Here is a 19,463-nt window from a genome sequence, read left to right as displayed (position 1 = left end):
CTCGCAATAATGACTGACTCGACCAACCAGGACGCCGCCCGCCGCGTCCTGGAACTGACCGCCGAACTGAATCGGCACCTGCACGCCTATCACGTGCTCGACAACCCCACTATTCCCGACGCCGTCTACGACCAGCTGTTCATCGAGCTGCAGACCCTGGAAACAGCCCACCCCGAACTGCGCGCGCCCGACTCGCCCACCTTGCGCGTGGGCGCCGCGCCACTGCCGTTTTTCGAGCAGGTGACGCACGCCGTGCCGATGCTGTCGTTGAATAATGGCTTTTCGGACGACGACATCGTCAACTTCGACCGCCGCGTGCGCGAAGGCCTGGACCAGGACGGCGCCGAGGTCGACTATGCGGCCGAAGTCAAATTCGACGGCCTGGCGATCAATCTGCGCTATGTCAACGGACTGTTCGTGCAGGCCGCCACGCGCGGCGACGGCGCCACCGGCGAAGACGTGACAGCCAATATCCGTACCATCCGCGGCATTCCCATGCGCCTGCATGGCGACAAATTTCCAGCCGTGCTCGACGTGCGTGGTGAAGTGATGATGTTCAAGGCCGACTTTGCCAGCCTGAACGAACGCCAGCGCGCGGCGGGCCAGAAGGAGTTTGCCAATCCGCGCAATGCGGCGGCCGGCAGTTTGCGCCAGCTCGATGCGCGCATCACGAATGATCGCAAGCTGCGCTTCTACGCCTATGGCATCGGCGCCCTGGAAGGCGCATCGATGCCGGCGTCGCACTCGGCCCTGCTGGACTGGTATGTGACCCTTGGCATTCCCGTGTCGAACGAGCGCAAGGTGGTGCGCGGCGCCCGGGGCCTGTTTGCCTACTTCAAGGATATCGGCGAACGCCGTCCCGGCTTGCCATATGAAATCGACGGCGTGGTGTACAAGGTCGACGCCACCGAAGACCAGCTCGAACTCGGTTTTGTCTCGCGTGCGCCGCGCTTTGCGCTGGCGCACAAGTTCCCGGCCGAAGAAGCGCTGACGAAGGTTCAGGACATTGAAGTACAAGTCGGACGAACTGGTGCTATTACGCCAGTCGCACGTCTTGCCCCGGTTGCCGTTGGTGGCGTCATCGTGACCAACGCGACGCTGCATAATGAGGGAGAAATACGGCGCAAGGACATTCGCATTCGCGATACCGTGATTGTTCGCCGGGCCGGCGATGTGATTCCTGAAGTGCTTAGCTATGTAGCCGAACTTAGACCGGCGGATGCGGTGGAATTTGTCATGCCAACGCATTGCCCCGTCTGTGGCTCGCACGTGGTGCGCGAAGAAGGCGAGGCGATCGCGCGCTGTTCCGGCGGCCTGTTCTGCTCGGCCCAGCGCAAGGAAGCGTTCCGCCATTTCGCCGGGCGGCGCATGATGGATATCGACGGTCTGGGCGAGCGCTATATCGACACCCTGGTCGAACTCGGCTACGTGCATAGCCTGGCCGACCTGTACAAGCTGAGCCTTGAAAAACTGCTGGAAATGAAGCTGCGCGCCGACGAGCGCGACGGTTCCACGCCCGACACCGTGCAGCAGGGAAAAGTACCGACCAAGTGGGCGGAAAACCTGCTGGCCGGCATCGAGGCGAGCAAGCGTCCGCCGCTGGAACGCTTTCTGTTTGCGCTCGGTATCCGCCACGTGGGCGAGTCGACCGCCAAGACCCTGGCCGAATGGCTGGGCAGCCTGGAGCGCGTGCGCCATGCGCCCGCCGCCCTGCTGCGCGTGCTGCCCGATATCGGCGGCACGGTGGCCGAGTCGATTGCCGATTTTTTTGCCGAGGAAAAAAACCAGCAGGCCTTGCAGGACTTGCTCGACGCCGGCGTCACGCCGCAAGGCGAGCACGCGCCCAGCGCCAAGCTGCGCGATCAGCTCGACCAGGTCAAGCTGATCGCCGCCATCGGCATCCCGAAGCTGACCGAGCCGCGCAGCCGGCAACTGGTCGAGCGCGGCGCCACGCTGGCCACCCTGGCACTGCAGGGCGGCGGTTTCCAGGCCGGTTTGCCCGCTGGCGTGGCCGAGGCGCTGTCGTCCTGGCTGCAGCTGGAAGAAAATGTGAAGTTGCTGGGTCAATTGAACGGCATGCGCGAGCAATTGCTGGCAGAATTACCACAACTGCCAGCAGCCGGCGGCAAGTTCGAGGGCAAGACATTCGTGCTCACCGGCACCTTGCCCACCATGAGCCGCGATGCCGCGGCGGCGCTGATCGAAGCGGCCGGCGGCAAGGTCAGTGGTTCCGTATCGAAGAAAACCAGCTATGTGGTCGCTGGCAGCGATGCGGGCAGCAAGCTGGCCAAGGCACAGGAACTGGGGGTGGCATTGCTGGATGAAGCGGGCTTGCTGGACTTGCTCGCGCAGTAATCGCCGGCTCCAGCCTCAAGACACTCTACTCATTGCGAAGACCCATGAAAAAAATCAGAAAAGCAGTTTTCCCCGTCGCGGGCCTCGGCAGCCGCTTTTTGCCTGCCACCAAGGCGCAACCGAAAGAAATGTTGCCCATCGTTGACAAGCCGCTGATTCAGTACGCGGTCGAAGAGGCGGTTGCGGCCGGCATCACGGAAATGATCTTCATTACCGGCCGTAACAAGCGCGCCATCGAAGACCATTTCGATACCGCCTACGAGCTCGAAACGGAACTCGAAGCGGCCGGCAAGCGCCAGTTGCTCGAAATGGTACAGAACGTGATTCCCAAGCATATCAATTGCATCTACATCCGCCAGTCGGCGCCGCTGGGCCTGGGCCACGCGGTGCTGTGTGCGCGTCCACTGGTGGGCGACGAGCCGTTTGCCGTCCTGCTGGCCGATGACTTCATGGACGTGGAAGAGGGCGTGCGCCCGGTGCTGGCGCAGATGGCTGACGTGTATCAATACGAAAACTGTTCCTTGCTGGCGGTGCAGGATGTGCCGCGCGCGGAGACCAGGCAATACGGTATCGTCAGCGCAAAAAATTATCAGCCGGACCTGGAGCTGGTGTCGGGCATCGTTGAAAAGCCGTCACCGGAAGACGCCCCATCGACCCTGGCGGTAGTGGGCCGTTACGTGCTGAGCAGCCGCATTTTCGATCACCTTGAAACCATCGGCGCCGGCGCCGGCGGCGAAATCCAGCTGACCGACGGCATCGCCGCGCTGATGCGCGAAGAGCGCGTGCTGGCATACCGCTACAAGGGCCAGCGCTATGACTGCGGCTCCAAGCTGGGCTACCTGAAGGCAACCATGGCGATGGGTCTCAAGCACCCTGAAACCGGTGCGTCCTTCCGCGCCTACCTCGACCAATTGCACGCGCCGGTGGAGCCGGCATGACCGTGCGCGCCATTCTGAAAATGGGCGATCCGCGCCTGTTGCGGATGGCCGAGCCGGTGCGCGACTTCGACACGCCCGAACTGCACGCCCTGATCGCCGACATGTTCGACACCATGCACGCCGCCAATGGCGCCGGCCTGGCGGCGCCGCAGATCGGCGTCAACCTGCAGCTGGTGATCTATGGCTTCAAGCAGAATCTGCGCTATCCCGATGCGCCGCAGGTACCGGAAACGGTGCTGATCAATCCTGTCTTGACGCCCTTGTCGGAGCGCAAGGAAGAGGGCTTCGAAGGCTGCCTGTCGGTGCCCGGCCTGCGTGGCAGCGTGCCGCGCTGGAGCGCGCTGCACTATGAAGGCGTCGACCAGTTCGGCAAAGCCATCAGCCGCGACTGCGACGGCTTTCATGCGCGCGTGGTGCAGCATGAAGTCGATCATCTGCACGGCATCCTGTATCCGATGCGCATCGTTGATTTCACGCAGTTCGGCTTTACCGAGGTGATGTTTCCCGATCTCGATCCCAACGACGACGATTGATCGTCAGCATGAAAAATGGCCGCTACCAGCGGCCATTATTTTTTTCAGCGCACCTTGCGCCCGCTGCCCAGGTTATCGAGCAGCTCGACCAGTTCATCGCGCATCGTATCGGTCAGGTTCAGGAAGCGGCAGCCGATCTGTACCTGCTCGCCCAGCAGGAAAGAGCGGAAGGTGCGCGACAGGCGGATTTCCAGGTCGGCGATCATGACCTTGTTCGGGCCCAGCTCCAGGCGCACCCGCGACAGTTTGCGGCCCACGTACAGGCCGACCGTGTCGCGCGGATGGGCGCGCATGCCGATGCCGCCGGCCGAAAAATCATACAGCTGCAATTCATACGGCCGGCCTTCGAGCACGAAGGCGGCCAGGTAGTACACGCCCAGCGGCGTTTCCAGGCGCGTCGATTCGCGCCGCTCGAGCACCAGGCAGTGGCTGGGGAAATTGGTCAGGTAGATATTGGGCCGCTCGGGGCTGGCTTCCCATTCGCCATTGATGGTGAATTGCAGTTTGGCGCTTTGCACCAGGGACACGAAGGTGGCGCTGCCGGCTGGCAAGGTCTGACCTTCATTCAACTCCAGCACGAACTGCGGCAGGTCGTCGTCGACCGACAGCACGCGCGCCATGATCGCCTTGTCGCTGCCATTGGCATAGATGGAAATGGCACCGCCATTGTCGGCCAGGCTGCACAGGGTTTCACCGATATCCCACGGATCGCTCATGTGGTGCGGCTTGGTGCCCGGCGCCATCGGTTCGGCAACATCGGCCAGGCTGGGCGCACCTTTGCGCAGGGGATTGGGGATGGGATCGTTCACAACGTCTATCTCGTAGGTTCTATTTGGCAACAGTGTATAGGCTTACGGCAATATTTACTAAGTAAATATTGCACTTGTCGCCACGACCCCATGCTTGTCGCGTGGTTGCTTAAAACTGTTCGTCCGCGCTCAGGTAGCGCCACTGGCCCGTCGGCAGGTCGCCCAGCTTGACCTTGCCGATGCGTACGCGCTTGAGGCCCAGCACTTTCAGGCCGACCAGTTCGCACATGCGGCGGATCTGGCGCTTCTTGCCTTCGCGCAGGGTAAAGCTCAGCTGGTCGTCATTTTGCCAGCGCACCTTGGCCGGCAGCAAAGGCTTGCCGTCCAGCCACAGGCCATGGTTCAGGCGTTTCAATTCGCTGTCGGGCAGCTTGTCGCCCTTGGTGTATTGCACGCGCACCAGGTATTCCTTGTCGACCTCGGTATCGTGGCCGATCAGCTGCTTGGCGACGCGGCCGTCCTGGGTCAGCACCAGCAGGCCCACCGAGTCGATGTCGAGCCGGCCGGCCGCCACCAGGCTGCGCAGCTGGGTAGGGTGGAACTGTTCCGGGCTGCGGTCTTCCGCCCAGCGGTTCTCGGCCTTGATCAGCGCCACGGCCGGCGTGTAGCCGTCTTCGGCCTGGCCGCTGACATAGCCGACCGGCTTGTTGATCAGCACGGTGACCCGCTTGGACTGCTCGGCCGCCGCCTGGCGTTCGACGGTGATGTGCTGGCTCGGATACACCTTGGTGCCCAGTTCGGACACCACCTTGCCGTCCACGCGCACCCAGCCGCGCGCGATCCATTCATCGGCTTCGCGGCGGGAAGACAAGCCCAGTTCGGACATGCGTTTGGACAAGCGTAACAATTCTTCGGTCATGGTCTTTGTTTCAGTAAAAGTAAAGCGGCGCGCAGTGTTTCATACTTTCAGCGCATCGAGTAAATCGGTTTCCAGCAAGATCTGGTTGCGGGCATTGTTCAGCGCCGGGCCGTCGACCAGGAAGACGTCTTCGACCCGCTCGCCCAGGGTCATGATCTTGGCCGTATGCAGGTTGACGCGGTACCTGGTCAGCACGTTGGCGATCGAATACAACAGCCCCGTGCGGTCGTTGGCGGCCACCGACAGCAGGTAGTACTGGCCCCGTTCGTCGGGCCGCAAATCGACCGTCGGCTGGAACGGGAAGGTGCGCGACAGGCGCGACAACCGTCCCTTGCCCGGCGGCGGCAGCGGCGCCTGCGACAGCAGCAGTTCGCCCAGTTCGTGTTCGATCAGGCTGATGATGTCGCGGTAGCTCTTGGCAAAATTCTGTTCGGTGACCAGGAAGGTGTCGAGCGCATAGCCGTTTTTCGTCGTGTGGATCTTGGCGTCGAGAATGCTGAAATTCTTGCGGTCGAAATAGCTGCAGATGCGCGCAAACAAATCGGGCTGGTCCGGTACATACACGGCCACCTGCAGGCCTTCGCCGATCGGCGCGAGGCGGCATTTTACCACTGGCAGTTTGCTGTCGAGTTTGTCACACAGCGAGCGCGTCTGCCAGGCGATGTCGGAGGCGTCGTGGCGCAGGAAATACGCGACGTCGAGCTGTTGCCACAACTTGAGGTGGGCGTCCGGCGGCAGGCCGTACAGGCGCAGGGTCGACAGCGCTTCATGCTGGCGGTTCTTCAGTTCGCGGTCGGCCGAATGCGGCTCGCCGCCCAGCACGCGCAAGGTGACCTTGTACAGGTCTTCGAGCAGCTTGCCCTTCCAGGCATTCCATACTTTCGGGCTGGTGCCGCGGATATCGGCCACCGTCAGCAGGTACAGCGCCGTCAGGTGGCGCTCGTCGCCGACCACCCTGGCGAATGCCTCGATCACGTCGGGATCCGATAAATCCTGTTTCTGCGCCACCTGCGACATGCACAGATGGTTTTCCACCAGGAACGCCACCAGTTCGGTGTCTTCCGCCGACATGCCGTGATCGTGGCAGAACTGGTTGGCGTCGGCCACGCCGAGCTTGGAATGGTCGCCGCCGCGGCCCTTGGCGATATCGTGAAACAGGGCCGCCACGTACAGCAGCCAGGGCTGCGAAAAATCGGCCATCAGCTGGCTGCAATACGGGTATTCGTGGGCGTGTTCGCTCATCGTGAAGCGGCGCATATTGCGCACCACCATCAGGATATGCTGGTCGACCGTATAGACATGGAACAGGTCGTGCTGCATCTGGCCGACGATGCGGCGGAAATTCGGCAGATAGCGGCCCAGGATGCTCATTTCGTTCATGCGCCGCAGCGCGTGGATGATGCCCACCGGCGCCTTCATGATGCGCAGGAACAGGGCGCGGTTCACCGGATCGTGGCGGAATGCCGCATCGATCTTGAAGCGCGCATGCCACAGCGCGCGGGTGGCGCGCGAGGTCATGCCTTTCAGGGCCGGACGCTCGGTCATCAGCACAAAAATTTCCAGCATCGCCGAGGGGTAGCGCTCGAACGTGTCGTCGGCGCTGATGTCGATCAGGCTGTTGACTTCATTGAAGCGGGGATTGATGGCGACGGCCACGTCGTCCTGCGGGAACAGCCGCGCTTCGATGTTCTGCAGCAGGAGGGTATTGAGCTGCGTGACGGTCTTGGCGGCCCAGTAATAGCGCTGCATCAAAAATTCGCTGGCGCGGCGCATGTGCGGCCCGCTGCCGGTGGCATGCAGGCCCAGCGATTCGGCGATCGCCGTCTGCACGTCGAACACCAGGCGGTCTTCGCGCCGCCCCGCATGCAGGTGCAGGCGCACGCGGATATCCTTGAAGGCGCGCTCCTTTTCCATCAGCTGGCGCGCTTCCGTCAGCGTGATCAGGCCGCCGGTGGCCAGGGTGCGCCAGGACGTGGCCAGGCCCGCCGCCTTGGCGACCCACAGGATCACCTGCAAGTCGCGCAGGCCGCCCGGGCTTTCCTTGCAGTTCGGCTCCAGGCTGAAGGCCGTGTCTTCATACTTGGCGTGGCGCTGGCGCATTTCCGCCGTCTTCGCCTGGAAAAAGGCTTGCGGGTCCATCGCCGCCGCGTAGCGCTGCTGCAACTGCTCGAACAGCGCCTGGTTGCCGCACACCAGCCGCGCTTCGAGCAGGCTGGTCTGCACGGTGATATCGGCCTTCGATTCGCTCAGGCATTCATCGACGGTGCGGATGCTGTGGCCGATTTCCAGCCCCAGGTCCCACAGCAGCTGCACCAGTTCCTCGAGTTTTTCCGTGGTCGGCGCATCGGGCGCGTGTTCGAGCAGGATCAGCAGGTCGACATCGGAATACGGAAACAGTTCGCCGCGGCCATAGCCGCCGACCCCGACCAGCGCCGTGCCGGCTGGCAGTGCCGCTTCCGCCCAGGCGCGCTCGAGCACGCCATCGACGCTCTGGCGCAGGTTGCGCAGCAGCTTTTCGGGCTTGCCGTCGGCCTGGAAGGCGGCGATGACGACCTGGCGGTCGGCTTTCAGTTGCTGCTTGAGCTCTTCGCGTACATGCTTTTTCATCGGTGCCCCGGGTCGCTGCTGCTGGGATGGGAAAGTCAAGCCTGGTTCAGGATAAAGGCCGGTGGTGGCGGCATCTGTGGCGACACGGTCAGGATTTCGTAGCCGGTCTCGGTCACCAGCACCGTGTGTTCCCATTGCGCCGACAGGCTGCGGTCCTTGGTTTTGATGGTCCAGCCGTCGTTCATTTCGCGGATCTCGCGCCGGCCGGCATTGATCATCGGCTCAACCGTGAAGATCATGCCCGCCTCCAGGCGCTCCAGCGTGCCCGGTTTGCCGTAATGCAGCACTTGCGGCTCTTCATGGAAGACCGTGCCGATGCCGTGGCCGCAAAATTCGCGCACCACGCTGTAGCCGGCTTTTTCGGCATGCTGCTGGATCGCGTGGCCGATATCGCCCAGGTGCGCGCCCGGCCTGATCTGGGCGATGCCCAGCCACATGCATTCATAGGTGATTTCGGCCAGGCGCTTGGCCAGGATGGTGGGCGTGCCGACCAGGAACATGCGGCTGTTGTCGCCATGGTAGCCATCCTTGATGACGGTGATGTCGAGGTTGACGGAGTCGCCGCTCTTGAGCACTTTGTCGCCGGGAATGCCGTGGCAGATGACGTCGTTGACGGAGGTGCAAATGGCCTTCGGATAGGGCGTGTAGCCGGGCGGGCAGTAATTGAGCGGGGCAGGCACGGTGCCTTGCACGTTGACCATGTACTCATGGCACAGGCGGTCCAGTTCGCCGGTGGTGACGCCGACTTTCACGAATGGCGTGATGTAGTCGAGCACTTCGGCGCCCAGCTTGCCGGCGACGCGCATGCCTTCGATGTCGGCGGCGGTATTGATGCGGATGGTGGACATGGGGTGATTCGCAATCTGTAAAATGTTCGGTGGGAAGCGCAGGCAGATTTGCCGCAAGAGGCGATGTTGCTGTGCCTCAGGGGCTGCGGCGGCTGCAGATAGATTGAAATTATAAACGAGACAGTGCCGCCATGCGGCCTTGCGGCCCTCTGGCAACACTATGAGGGGCTGGCGGCGCAGCCGGGCGCCGCCGGCGCTGCGCCAGCCAAGTTTGACTTGATGCGGCCGGCGTTTCAGTGTAGAATCCCGGGTTGCTTGAATTCCCTTTTAAGCAATGCATCAAGCGGCCCGCAGCTGGGCTGACTTTAATTTATATAAACAAGCGAATCCGGTCGACAAGGGTGCCTGTATGGTGACTGATCGGATTCCAGACCCAACCCTGGAGTTAATAATGTCCGTAACAATGCGCGAAATGCTGGAAGCCGGTGTCCACTTTGGTCACCAAACCCGTTTTTGGAATCCAAAAATGGCACCGTTCATCTTCGGCCATCGCAACAAGATCCACATCATCAACCTGGAAAAAACCATGGCGATGTACCAGGACGCAATGAAGCACGTGCGTCAACTGGCTGCAAACCGTGGCACCATCCTGATGGTCGGCACCAAGCGTCAAGCGCGCGAAATCATCGCTGCTGAAGCACAGCGTGCTGGCGTGCCTTTCGTTGATCAACGCTGGTTGGGCGGCATGCTGACCAACTTCAAGACGATCAAGACCTCGATCAAGCGCCTGAAGGACATGGAAGCGATGATCGAAGACGGTTCGATCGAAAAGCTGTCGAAAAAAGAAGCGCTGATGTTCTCGCGCGAAATGATCAAGCTGCAAAAATCGATCGGCGGCATCAAGGACATGGGCGGCGTTCCTGACGCAATCTTCGTCGTTGACGTTGGCTACCATAAAGGCGCCATCACCGAAGCGGCAAAACTGGGCATTCCAGTGATCGGCGTGGTCGATACCAACCACTCGCCAGAAGGCGTGAACTTCGTTATCCCAGGTAACGATGACTCCTCGAAAGCCATCATGTTGTACGCTCGCGGTGTTGCTGATGCAATCATCGAAGGCCGTGCAGCTGCCGGTAACGAAGTGGTTGAAATGGTTAAAGCCGCCGCTGGCGACGAATTCGTCGAAGTCAACGAACAGGCTTGATTGCCACGCTACCTCAGGGTAGCGGTTTGTAAAGCTCAGCAGTAATGGAAAAGGGGTGGCAGCAGCTCCCCCTTTTTTTTAACAAAAAACGATGGTGGCAGGCGCCGCGACGCAAGTTCGCGCCGCCGCTGTCGACTCACCGAATCAGGAGAAACACATGGCAGCGATTACAGCAGCGATGGTAGGCGAATTGCGCGGCAAGACCGACGCACCAATGATGGAATGCAAAAAAGCACTGACCGAAGCCGAAGGCGACATGGCCCGTGCGGAAGAGATCCTGCGCGTCAAGCTGGGCGGCAAGGCATCGAAAGCATCGGCACGCATCACCGCCGAAGGCGTGGTGGCAACCTACATCGCCAACGGCGTGGGCGCCCTGGTCGAAGTGAACTCGGAAACCGACTTCGTGGCGAAAAACGACGACTTCCTGGCGCTGGCAAACAACGCCGCCCGCCTGGTCGCCGAACACAACCCGGCTGACGTTGCCGCCCTGCTGGCCCTGCCACTCGATGGCAAGACCCTGGACGAAGTGCGCGCTGCCCTGATCGGCAAAATCGGCGAAAACATGACCATCCGCCGCTTCCAGCGTTTCGAAACCAGCGCCAAGCTGGCTTCCTACCTGCACGGCTCGCGCATTGGCGTGATCGTCGAATTCGACGGCGCCGATGAGCAAGTGGGCAAAGACGTGGCAATGCATATCGCCGCGATGAAACCGGTATCGCTGTCGTCGGAACAGGTTCCTGCGGAACTGATCGAAAAAGAGCGTTCGGTTGCAAAACTGAAAGCCGAAGAAGACGCAGCCAAAGCGGCCGCCGAAGGCAAGCCAGCGCAATCGCCGGAAATCCTGGCCAAGCGCCTGGAAGGCTCGGTACAGAAGTACCTGAAGGAAGTATCGCTGCTGAACCAGGCTTTCGTGAAAAACGACAAGCTGTCGGTCGAGCAAATGCTCAAAGCCGCTGACACCAGCGTCAAGGCATTCGCCATGTACGTGGTCGGCGAAGGCATCGAGAAAAAGCAGGACGACTTCGCAGCAGAAGTCGCAGCACAGATGGCTGCCTCCCAGGGAGCGTAAGTAAAGCGGGCCGAGAGGCCCGTTTTTTTGGCCCGCCCGCATCCCGGCATGCCGGGCGGCGGCATGGGCAGCAGCCGCGCGCCTATCCGGCGCTGCAAGGCGCTGCGCCATGTCATACTCGAATAACCTCATTTATGGAGCCCCAGCTCATGTCAAAACCAGCCTACAAGCGTGTCCTCCTGAAGTTGTCCGGTGAAGCCCTGATGGGTGATGATCCCTACGGCATCAATCGCGCCACGATCGAGCGCATGGTGGCCGATGTGGCCGAGGTGGCGAAGTTGGGCGTGGAACTGGCAATCGTGATTGGCGGCGGCAATATCTTCCGCGGCGTCGCGCCCGGTGCGCAAGGCATGGACCGTGCCACCGCCGACTACATGGGCATGCTCGCCACCGTGATGAACGCCCTTGCGCTGGCCGATGCCATGCGCCACGTCGGCATCACCGCGCGCGTCATGTCGGCCATCGGCATCGAGCAGGTCGTCGAGCCGTATGTACGTCCGAAAGCGCTGCAATACCTGGAAGAAGGCAAGGTTGTCGTCTTCGCGGCCGGCACCGGCAACCCGTTCTTCACCACCGACACGGCCGCCGCCCTGCGCGGTTCCGAGATCAGTGCCGAAATCGTGCTCAAAGCGACCAAGGTCGACGGCGTGTACACGGCCGATCCGAAGAAAGACCCGAACGCCACGCTGTATCACACGATCAGCTTCGACGACGCCATCTCCAAGCACCTGCAGGTAATGGACGCCACCGCCTTTGCCCTGTGCCGCGACCAGAAGCTGCCAATCAAGGTTTTCTCGATCACCAAGCCGGGCGCGCTGATGCGCGTCATCATGGGCGAGGATGAGGGCACCCTGGTTCACGTATAAGTTATCTGTAATTTTAAATTTCATTATCATTAACAACGCCTGACAAAACCGTCGCGAGCGGAAGGGAGAGGTGGCCGAGAAGCGCAACCGTACTAGAGTACGGTGAGCATCGCAGGCTACCTATACCGACGCGCAGCAGGTTTTGACAGGCGACTACCACAGGAGGGCTCATGTCCTTAGCTGACGTTAAAAAGAACACCCAGGAACGCATGACGAAGTCGCTGGAAACACTGAAGGCCGACCTGGCCAAGGTGCGTACCGGCCGCGCCCACACGGGTATCCTGGACCATGTGATGGTCGATTACTACGGTTCGCCGACGGCGCTGACCCAGGTTGCCAACGTGACCCTGGTCGATGCGCGCACCATCGGCGTGCAGCCGTATGAAAAGAAGATGGCCAACACCATTGAAAAAGCCATCCGTGACGCCGACCTGGGCCTGAACCCGTCGGCGCAGGGCGACATGATACGCGTACCGACCCCGCCGCTGACCGAAGAGCGCCGCAAGGAAATGGTCAAGCTGGTCAAGAGCGAAGCGGAAGACGCGAAGATTGCCGTGCGCAATATCCGCCGCGACGCCAATGAGTCGCTGAAAAAGCTGGTCAAGGACAAGGCCTGCTCCGAAGACGACGAGCGCCGCTCGTCCGACGAAGTGCAGAAACTGACCGATAAATTCATCGCCGACATCGATAAAATGGTGGTCGACAAAGAAAAAGAAGTGCTGACCGTCTAGTCTTTCGGATTGACCTGCGCTGCCCGGGACGGCTTTGGCTATCCCGGGCAGTGCCATTTGGCGCATAATAGCGATCTTTTCATTTGGTATTATTGTTTTCATGATCTATTCGAGTTCGACAACGGCGGTGCCAAGCGTGGGCTGCGTGCCGCGCCATCTGGCAATCATTATGGATGGCAATGGTCGTTGGGCCACCAAGCGCTTCCTGCCGCGCGTGGCCGGTCACGTCAAGGGCGCCGACGCCGTGCGCAATATCGTCGAAGCCTGTCTCGACCGTGGCGTCGAATACCTGACCCTGTTTGCTTTCAGTTCGGAAAACTGGCGCCGCCCGGAAGAGGAGGTGTCGATGCTGATGCGTTTGTTCGTCACCATGCTCGAACGCGAAGTGGTGCGCATGCATGCCAACGATATCCGCCTGAAAGTGGTGGGCGACATGTCGCGCTTCAATGCGCAGCTGCAGCAACTGGTGACGGATGCCGAGCGCAAGACCGCCGGCAACAGCCGCCTGACGGTGACGATTTGCGCCAACTATGGCGGCCGCTGGGACATCATGCAGGCCGTCAACAAGATGACGGCCGAGGCCGCCGCAAATGGCTTGCCGCTGGAACATGCCTACACCGAAGAGCAACTGGCGCCGCACCTGGCGATGGCCTACGCGCCCGAGCCCGACCTGTTCATCCGCACTGGCGGCGAACAGCGCATTTCCAATTTTCTGTTGTGGCAACTGGCGTACACTGAGCTGTTTTTCACCGATACCTTCTGGCCCGACTTCAATGTCGACAGCCTCGACGCGGCAATCGCGTCTTACCAGCAGCGCGAACGGCGCTTTGGCCGTACCAGCGCGCAACTAACCGAAAAGACAAACTGATGCTGAAAACACGGATAATCACCGCCCTGGTCTTGTTGGCGGTCTTGCTGCCGGTTCTGTATCTGAATTATTTTCCCGCCTTCGCCGTGATCGCCACGGCGTTCTTCGGCGCTGCCGTGTGGGAAAGCTTCCGTATTTTCAAAAATCGCCAGGCGCTGCTGATCGCCGCCGTCTGGACCGCCGCGTTTGCCTACACTTTCTTCTTCAGCAATGGCATGGCCCAGCTCAATTTCTGGTACGCGCTGTGCGTGGCCATCTGGCTGATCCGTTTCGTGCCGTCGCTGGCGACCGGGCTGCCGCCGCCCGAAGGCCTGGGTAATACCTTGCTCAGCCTGGTGTATGCGGTGACCATCGTCGGTTGCTTTGTCGCCATCGTGGCGCTGTTCATGCATAGCCCGCTGTACCTGCTGTCGGTGATGGCGCTGGTGTGGATCGCCGATATCGGCGCCTATTTTTCCGGCAAGGCCTTCGGCAAGCGCAAATTGGCGCCCAGCATCTCGCCCGGCAAATCCTGGGAAGGCGCGATCGGCGGCGGCATCGCCGTGCTGTTGATCGCCGCCATCACCATCTTTGCCGCACCGTCCGTGCCCTTGCTGCAGGATACCTTTGCGGTGCAGCTGCAACTGCGCCGCGGCTGGCCGATGGCCTTGCTGGTGCTGCTGGTGCTGGTGGCCGCCAGCATTGTTGGCGACCTGTTCGAATCCCAGCTCAAGCGCCGCGCCGGCATCAAGGACAGCAGCAACCTGCTGCCCGGCCATGGCGGCGTGCTCGATCGTATCGACGCGCTGATCCCCGTCCTGCCCTTTGCTGCCCTGGTCAGCGGCTGGCTATAAGGAAACTTCAATGCAATACATCACCATCCTTGGAGCGACCGGCTCGATCGGCGTCTCCACGCTGGACGTGCTCGCGCGCCATCCGGAGCAATACAGCGTTTATGCCTTGAGCGCCCACGGCAAGGTGGCCGAACTGGCCGCGCAATGCCGGCAGTTCCGTCCGCAGCGCGCCGTGGTCGGCACGCCCGAGGCGGCGCAGGAACTGCGCCGCCTGCTGGCCGACGCCGGCCTGTCCACCGAAGTCGATTACGGTGTCGAGGCGCTGTGCGCAATCGCCAGCGCAGCCGAAGTGCATAGCGTGATGGCGGCGATTGTCGGCGCGGCCGGCCTGGCGCCGACCCTGGCGGCGGCGCGTGCCGGTAAAAAGGTGCTGCTGGCCAACAAAGAAGCGCTGGTGATGTCGGGTCAGCTGTTCATCGATGCGGTGCAGGAAAACGGCGCCGTGCTGCTGCCGATCGACAGCGAGCACAACGCCATCTTCCAGTGCCTGCCGCACAACTACGGCCGCGTGCCGCAAGCGGCCGGGGTGGCGAAGATCGTGCTGACCGCTTCCGGCGGCCCGTTCCTCACGCGCGACGTCGCCTCGCTCGGCGATGTGACGCCGGACCAGGCGTGCAAGCATCCGAAATGGGTGATGGGACGCAAGATTTCGGTCGATTCGGCCACCATGATGAACAAGGGCCTGGAAGTGATCGAGGCGCACTGGCTGTTCGGCGCCCCGGCCGACCAGATCGAGGTGCTGATCCACCCGCAAAGCGTGATCCATTCGATGGTGTCTTACGTGGACGGTTCCGTGCTGGCCCAGCTGGGCAATCCTGACATGCGCACGCCGATCGCCAATGCGCTGGCCTGGCCCGAGCGCATCGCTTCCGGCGTGGCGCAGCTGGACCTGGCGCAGGTGGCAACGCTGCAGTTCGAGCGCGCCGACATGCTGCGTTTTCCTTGCCTGCAACTGGCATATGACGCCCTGCGCGCGGGCGGCACGGCGCCGGCCCTGCTGAACGCCGCCAACGAGGTGGCGGTGCAGGCGTTTCTCGACCTGCGCATCGGTTTCCGCCAGATCGACAAGGTGGTCGCGCATGTGATCGAGACCGTGCCGCATGGCGCGGCGTCGAGCATTGAGACGGTGCTGGAACAGGACCGCCAGGCGCGCGCCAGCGCGCAAGCGTATATCGCGGGCAGGCTGGCGGCATGACCTTGCTGACCACCTTGCTGGCGTTTGTCGTCGCGCTCGGCTCGCTGGTGACCTTGCACGAACTGGGCCATTATCTGGTGGCGCGCCTGTGCGGCGTGAAAGTGCTGCGTTTCTCGGTCGGCATGGGCAAAGTGGTGTATTCGCGCAAGTTCGGCAAGGACCAGACCGAATGGGCGATTTCCGCGCTGCCGCTGGGCGGCTACGTGAAAATGCTCGACAGCCGCGACCCCGACACCGGCGTGCTGTCCGGCGCCGACCAGGCGCGCGAATTCACGCGCCAGAGCGTGTGGCGCCGCATGGCCATCATCGCGGCCGGTCCGCTGGCCAATTTCCTGGTCGCCATCGTGCTGTACGCGGGCCTGTTCATGCATGGCATCGAAGAGCCGTCGAGCAGGATCGGCACTGTCGCCGGGCAGAGCAGCGCCTATCTCGCGGGGCTGCGCACCGGTGATACGGTACACTCCGTCAACGGCAGGGACGTGGCCAGCTGGAGCGAGCTGCGCTGGGAAGTGATGCAGGCCGCGCTCGACAAACAGGCCGCGCGCATCGAGGTGCGCCGCCCCGACCGTGGCGTGCAGCAAGCCACCATCGGCGCCGACACTCTCGCCGGACTGAACCTGGAAGGCGACGTGCTGGGCAAGCTGGGCCTGGTGCTGGCGCGGCCGGCGCCGGTGCTGGGCAAGATCATGCCGGGCGGCGCCGCCGAAAAGGCCGGGCTGCAGCCGGGCGACCTGATCCTCGCCATCGATGAAAAGCCGATGGCGGACGGCATTGCCGTGATCGAAACCTTGATGGCCTCGCCGGGCAAGACCTTGCAGCTGCGGCTGCGCCGCCACGGCCAGGACCTGACGCTGCCGGTGACGCCGCAAGGCGAGCCGGGCAAGGGTGCCCAGGGAGCTGTAACAGTTGGTAAGATCAAGGCCGAGATTGCTTTGACGCCAGATATGATCGTCGTCGCCTCCGGTCCGTTCCAGGCCGTCGGCAAGGGCGCCGTGAAGGTCTGGGACACCAGCATCATGAGCCTGAAAATGCTGGGCAAGATGTTCACCGGCGAGGTCTCGCTGAAGAACGTGACGGGGCCGATCACGATTGCCGACTATGCGGGCCAGACGGCGCGCATCGGCCTGGTGAGCTACCTGAGCTTCATCGCCTTCATCAGTATCAGTCTGGGCGTGATGAATTTGCTACCCATTCCTGTTCTGGATGGCGGGCATTTGCTGTATTATTCGCTGGAAGTTTTGACCGGACGCCCCTTGCCGGAACGCGTAGGCGAGATTGCCCAGCGCCTGGGGCTCGGTCTGTTGCTGACCTTTATGGTGCTTGCCGTCTTTAATGACGTGCTGCGGCTGCTCAACTAATGCCAGTGTTCCTGCCATTGCGTGAGTCGCACAAGCAATCTTTTGTGTATGTTGTCCACTGATTTATCCATTGATTAGCCAATGAAATTACATTCTGCTCGTATTGCCTTGCCTTCCTTTCGCCGCAGCCTGATCGGCGCCGCCGTCCTGGCATTCTGCTCCGGCCATGCGCTCGCTGTCGCTCCGTTCACTGTCAAGGACATCCGGGTCGAAGGGATACAGCGCACCGAAGCGGGCACCGTATTTGCCTACCTGCCGGTGAAAGTCGGCGAAACCTTCTCCGACGAGAAGAGTATCGCCGCCATCAAGGCCCTGTACGCGACGGGCATGTTCAAGGATGTGCGCCTGGAAGCCGATGGCGACGTGCTGGTGGTGCTGGTCGAGGAACGTCCGGCGATCGCGACCGTGGAATTTACCGGCACCAAGGAATTTGAAAAAGACGTGCTGGTCAAGGCGCTCAAGGAAATCGGCGTCGGCGAGGCGAAGATTTTCGACAAGGCCTCGGTCGACCGCGCCGAGCAGGAACTCAAGCGCCAGTACCTGTCGCACGGCCTGTATGGCGTGAAGATCACCACCACCGTCACGCCGATCGAGCGCAACCGCGTCAATGTGGTGTTTGCCGTCGACGAGGGCGAAGTGGCGCGTATCAAGCAGATCAATATCGTCGGCAACAAGGCCTTCACGGACAAGGAACTGCGCGAGCAGCTGGCCCTGAACACGGGCGGCTGGTTCAGCTGGTACACCAAGGCCGACCAGTACTCGAAAACCAAGCTGACCGGCGACATCGAGTCGCTCAAGTCCTACTACCTGGACCGCGGCTATATCGAGATGCAGGTCGAGTCGACGCAAGTGTCGATCACGCCCGACAAAAAAGACATTTACCTGACCATCAATATCTCCGAAGGCGAGAAGTACAAGGTCGCCGGCACCAAGTTCGAAGGCGAGATGTTCGGCCGCGAAGAAGAAATCAAGGCCCTGAACCTGATGCGCGAAGGCGACATCTATTCGGGCGCGCGCCTGACGGCCACCAACAAGCGCATCCAGGACCGCCTGGCGACCTTCGGCTATGCGTTTGCCAACGTCAACGCCAATCCGGAAATCAACCGCGAAAAGCATGAAGTCGGCTTTACCTTCTTTATCGATCCGGGCAAGCGCGTCTATGTGCGCCACATGAATATCGCCGGCAATACCACCACCCGCGACGAGGTGATCCGCCGCGAATTCCGCCAGTTCGAATCGTCCTGGTACGACAGCAACAAGATCAAGCTGTCGCGCGACCGTGTCGACCGTCTCGGCTACTTCAAGGACGTGACCATCGATACGCCGGAAGCGCAGGGCACGACCGACCAGGTCGACGTCAACGTGACGGTGGTGGAAAAACCGACCGGCAACTTCCTGATCGGCGGCGCGTTCTCGCAATCGGAAAAATTCACCCTGTCGGCGTCAATTTCACAAGCCAACTTCGCCGGTAGCGGCAACACGGTCGGCATCGAGCTCAATACCAGCCATTACAGCCGCACCATCGCGTTTTCGCAGACCAATCCGTACTACACCGATGACGGCATCTCGCGCAGCTTCGAAGTCTACCTGCGCACCACCGAACCGCCGGCGCTGAACATCGGCAGCTACAAGATCAAGCAGACCGGTGGCCGCGTCAGCTACGGCGTGCCGTTCTCGGAAGTCGACACCATCTTCTTCGGTGTCGGCGCCGAGCGCTCGCAGATCCAGACCGACTCGACCAGTCCGCTGCGTTTCCGCCAGTACGTGACCGACAACGGCGGCCCGTCGGACGGCATCGGTTCGGCCACCACCAATTCGATCCCGCTGACGGCGGCCTGGCAGCGCGACAGCCGCGACAGCGCCCTGACGCCGTCGATTGGCCGCTTACAGCGCGTCAACCTGGAGGCTGACCTGATCGGCGACCAGAAGTATTTCCGCGCCATTTATGAGCACCAGTATTTCCGTCCGCTGTTCAGCAAGGTCACGCTGGCGCTGAGGGGCGAGCTCGATTACGGCCACGGCATCGGCAACCATGTGTATCCGGTCTTCAAGAACTTCTACGGCGGCGGTATCGGTTCGGTGCGCGGCTACCTGAGTTCCTCGCTGGGCGCGGTCGAACCGACCACCAACGATGCGCTGGGCGGCGCCTCGCGCATGTTCGGCAACGCCGAATTGCAGATGCCATTCCCGGGTTCCGGCAATGACCGCAGCTTGCGCTGGTTCGGCTTCCTTGATGGTGGCCAGGTCTACCAGGAAGGCGAAAAGATGCGCATCTCGCAATTGCGCTATTCTGCCGGTCTGGGGATCAGCTGGATTTCACCGGTGGGCCCGCTCAAGCTGAGCTACGCCAAGCCGCTGAACGCCAAGCCGACCGACCGCCTGGAGCGTTTCCAGTTCCAGATGGGTACCGGTTTCTGACCGGCATCCGCATGGGGCGCCAGCTTACACAT

16 protein-coding genes are annotated in these 19,463 nt (G+C 61.7%); 12 read left to right on the top strand and 4 right to left on the bottom strand.

Going from position 1 to position 19,463, the window contains the following annotated elements; all coding sequences use genetic code 11:
* Positions 1–9: 9 nt before the first annotated feature.
* The 3 genes from ligA to def are packed head-to-tail and all read left to right on the top strand — an operon-like array spanning position 10 to position 3,826.
* A complete protein-coding gene (gene ligA / locus ASR47_RS01285) occupies positions 10–2,355 on the top strand; it encodes an NAD-dependent DNA ligase LigA (RefSeq protein WP_065305966.1) in 2,346 nt (781 codons plus the stop codon).
* Positions 2,356–2,399: 44 nt separating this feature from the next.
* Complete coding sequence (gene galU, locus ASR47_RS01280; protein ID WP_065305965.1) at positions 2,400–3,293, top strand: UTP--glucose-1-phosphate uridylyltransferase GalU; 894 nt, start codon at positions 2,400–2,402, stop codon at positions 3,291–3,293.
* Positions 3,290–3,826 (top strand): peptide deformylase, encoded by a 537-nt coding sequence (def, locus tag ASR47_RS01275; protein WP_065305964.1) that lies wholly within the window; start codon positions 3,290–3,292, stop codon positions 3,824–3,826. The genes galU and def overlap by 4 nt, the downstream gene beginning before the upstream one ends.
* A gap of 44 nt (positions 3,827–3,870) precedes the next feature.
* On the opposite strand, the gene ASR47_RS01270 is transcribed toward def, so the two are convergent.
* The 4 genes from ASR47_RS01270 to map all read right to left on the bottom strand — a co-directional run bounded on the left by ASR47_RS01270 (position 3,871) and on the right by map (position 8,949).
* The gene (locus tag ASR47_RS01270; RefSeq protein WP_082988648.1) at positions 3,871–4,635 is read right to left on the bottom strand and encodes a flagellar brake protein; all 765 of its coding nucleotides are present in this window, start codon (positions 4,633–4,635) and stop codon (positions 3,871–3,873) included.
* Between the two features lie 109 nt (positions 4,636–4,744).
* On the bottom strand, positions 4,745–5,494 hold the full coding sequence (locus tag ASR47_RS01265; protein ID WP_065305963.1) for a pseudouridine synthase: 750 nt from the start codon (positions 5,492–5,494) through the stop codon (positions 4,745–4,747).
* A 39-nt stretch (positions 5,495–5,533) separates the two neighbouring features.
* Positions 5,534–8,101 (bottom strand): [protein-PII] uridylyltransferase, encoded by a 2,568-nt coding sequence (locus tag ASR47_RS01260; RefSeq protein ID WP_065305962.1) that lies wholly within the window; start codon positions 8,099–8,101, stop codon positions 5,534–5,536.
* Between the two features lie 35 nt (positions 8,102–8,136).
* On the bottom strand, positions 8,137–8,949 hold the full coding sequence (gene map / locus ASR47_RS01255) for a type I methionyl aminopeptidase (protein ID WP_065305961.1): 813 nt from the start codon (positions 8,947–8,949) through the stop codon (positions 8,137–8,139).
* A 391-nt stretch (positions 8,950–9,340) separates the two neighbouring features.
* Between map and rpsB the strand changes: the two genes are divergently transcribed.
* The 9 genes from rpsB (at position 9,341) to bamA (ending at position 19,431) form a co-directional block, all read left to right on the top strand.
* The gene (rpsB, locus tag ASR47_RS01250; RefSeq protein ID WP_065305960.1) at positions 9,341–10,093 is read left to right on the top strand and encodes a 30S ribosomal protein S2; all 753 of its coding nucleotides are present in this window, start codon (positions 9,341–9,343) and stop codon (positions 10,091–10,093) included.
* Between the two features lie 157 nt (positions 10,094–10,250).
* Complete coding sequence (gene tsf / locus ASR47_RS01245; RefSeq protein WP_065305959.1) at positions 10,251–11,162, top strand: translation elongation factor Ts; 912 nt, start codon at positions 10,251–10,253, stop codon at positions 11,160–11,162.
* A gap of 149 nt (positions 11,163–11,311) precedes the next feature.
* Complete coding sequence (pyrH, locus tag ASR47_RS01240; protein WP_065305958.1) at positions 11,312–12,028, top strand: UMP kinase; 717 nt, start codon at positions 11,312–11,314, stop codon at positions 12,026–12,028.
* A 170-nt stretch (positions 12,029–12,198) separates the two neighbouring features.
* Positions 12,199–12,759 carry a ribosome recycling factor gene (gene frr / locus ASR47_RS01235; protein WP_065305957.1) on the top strand — a complete coding sequence of 187 codons (561 nt, stop codon included), beginning with the start codon at positions 12,199–12,201 and terminating at the stop codon, positions 12,757–12,759.
* 100 nt (positions 12,760–12,859) lie between these two features.
* A complete protein-coding gene (gene uppS / locus ASR47_RS01230; protein ID WP_065305956.1) occupies positions 12,860–13,627 on the top strand; it encodes a polyprenyl diphosphate synthase in 768 nt (255 codons plus the stop codon).
* Positions 13,627–14,460 carry a phosphatidate cytidylyltransferase gene (locus ASR47_RS01225; protein WP_065305955.1) on the top strand — a complete coding sequence of 278 codons (834 nt, stop codon included), beginning with the start codon at positions 13,627–13,629 and terminating at the stop codon, positions 14,458–14,460. The genes uppS and ASR47_RS01225 overlap by 1 nt, the downstream gene beginning before the upstream one ends.
* A 10-nt stretch (positions 14,461–14,470) precedes the next feature.
* Positions 14,471–15,655 (top strand): 1-deoxy-D-xylulose-5-phosphate reductoisomerase, encoded by a 1,185-nt coding sequence (gene ispC, locus ASR47_RS01220; protein WP_065305954.1) that lies wholly within the window; start codon positions 14,471–14,473, stop codon positions 15,653–15,655.
* Entirely contained in the window at positions 15,652–17,013 is a 1,362-nt protein-coding gene (gene rseP / locus ASR47_RS01215; protein ID WP_065305953.1) for an RIP metalloprotease RseP, read from the top strand. Before ispC ends, rseP begins: the two co-directional genes overlap by 4 nt.
* Positions 17,014–17,094: 81 nt before the next feature.
* Positions 17,095–19,431 (top strand): outer membrane protein assembly factor BamA, encoded by a 2,337-nt coding sequence (gene bamA, locus ASR47_RS01210; protein ID WP_065305952.1) that lies wholly within the window; start codon positions 17,095–17,097, stop codon positions 19,429–19,431.
* Positions 19,432–19,463 lie beyond the last annotated feature (32 nt).

The organism is Janthinobacterium psychrotolerans, from assembly GCF_001677885.1.
Taxonomy (GTDB): Bacteria; Pseudomonadota; Gammaproteobacteria; order Burkholderiales; family Burkholderiaceae_D; genus Janthinobacterium; species Janthinobacterium psychrotolerans.
This window is presented reverse-complemented; position numbering and strand designations above follow the sequence as displayed.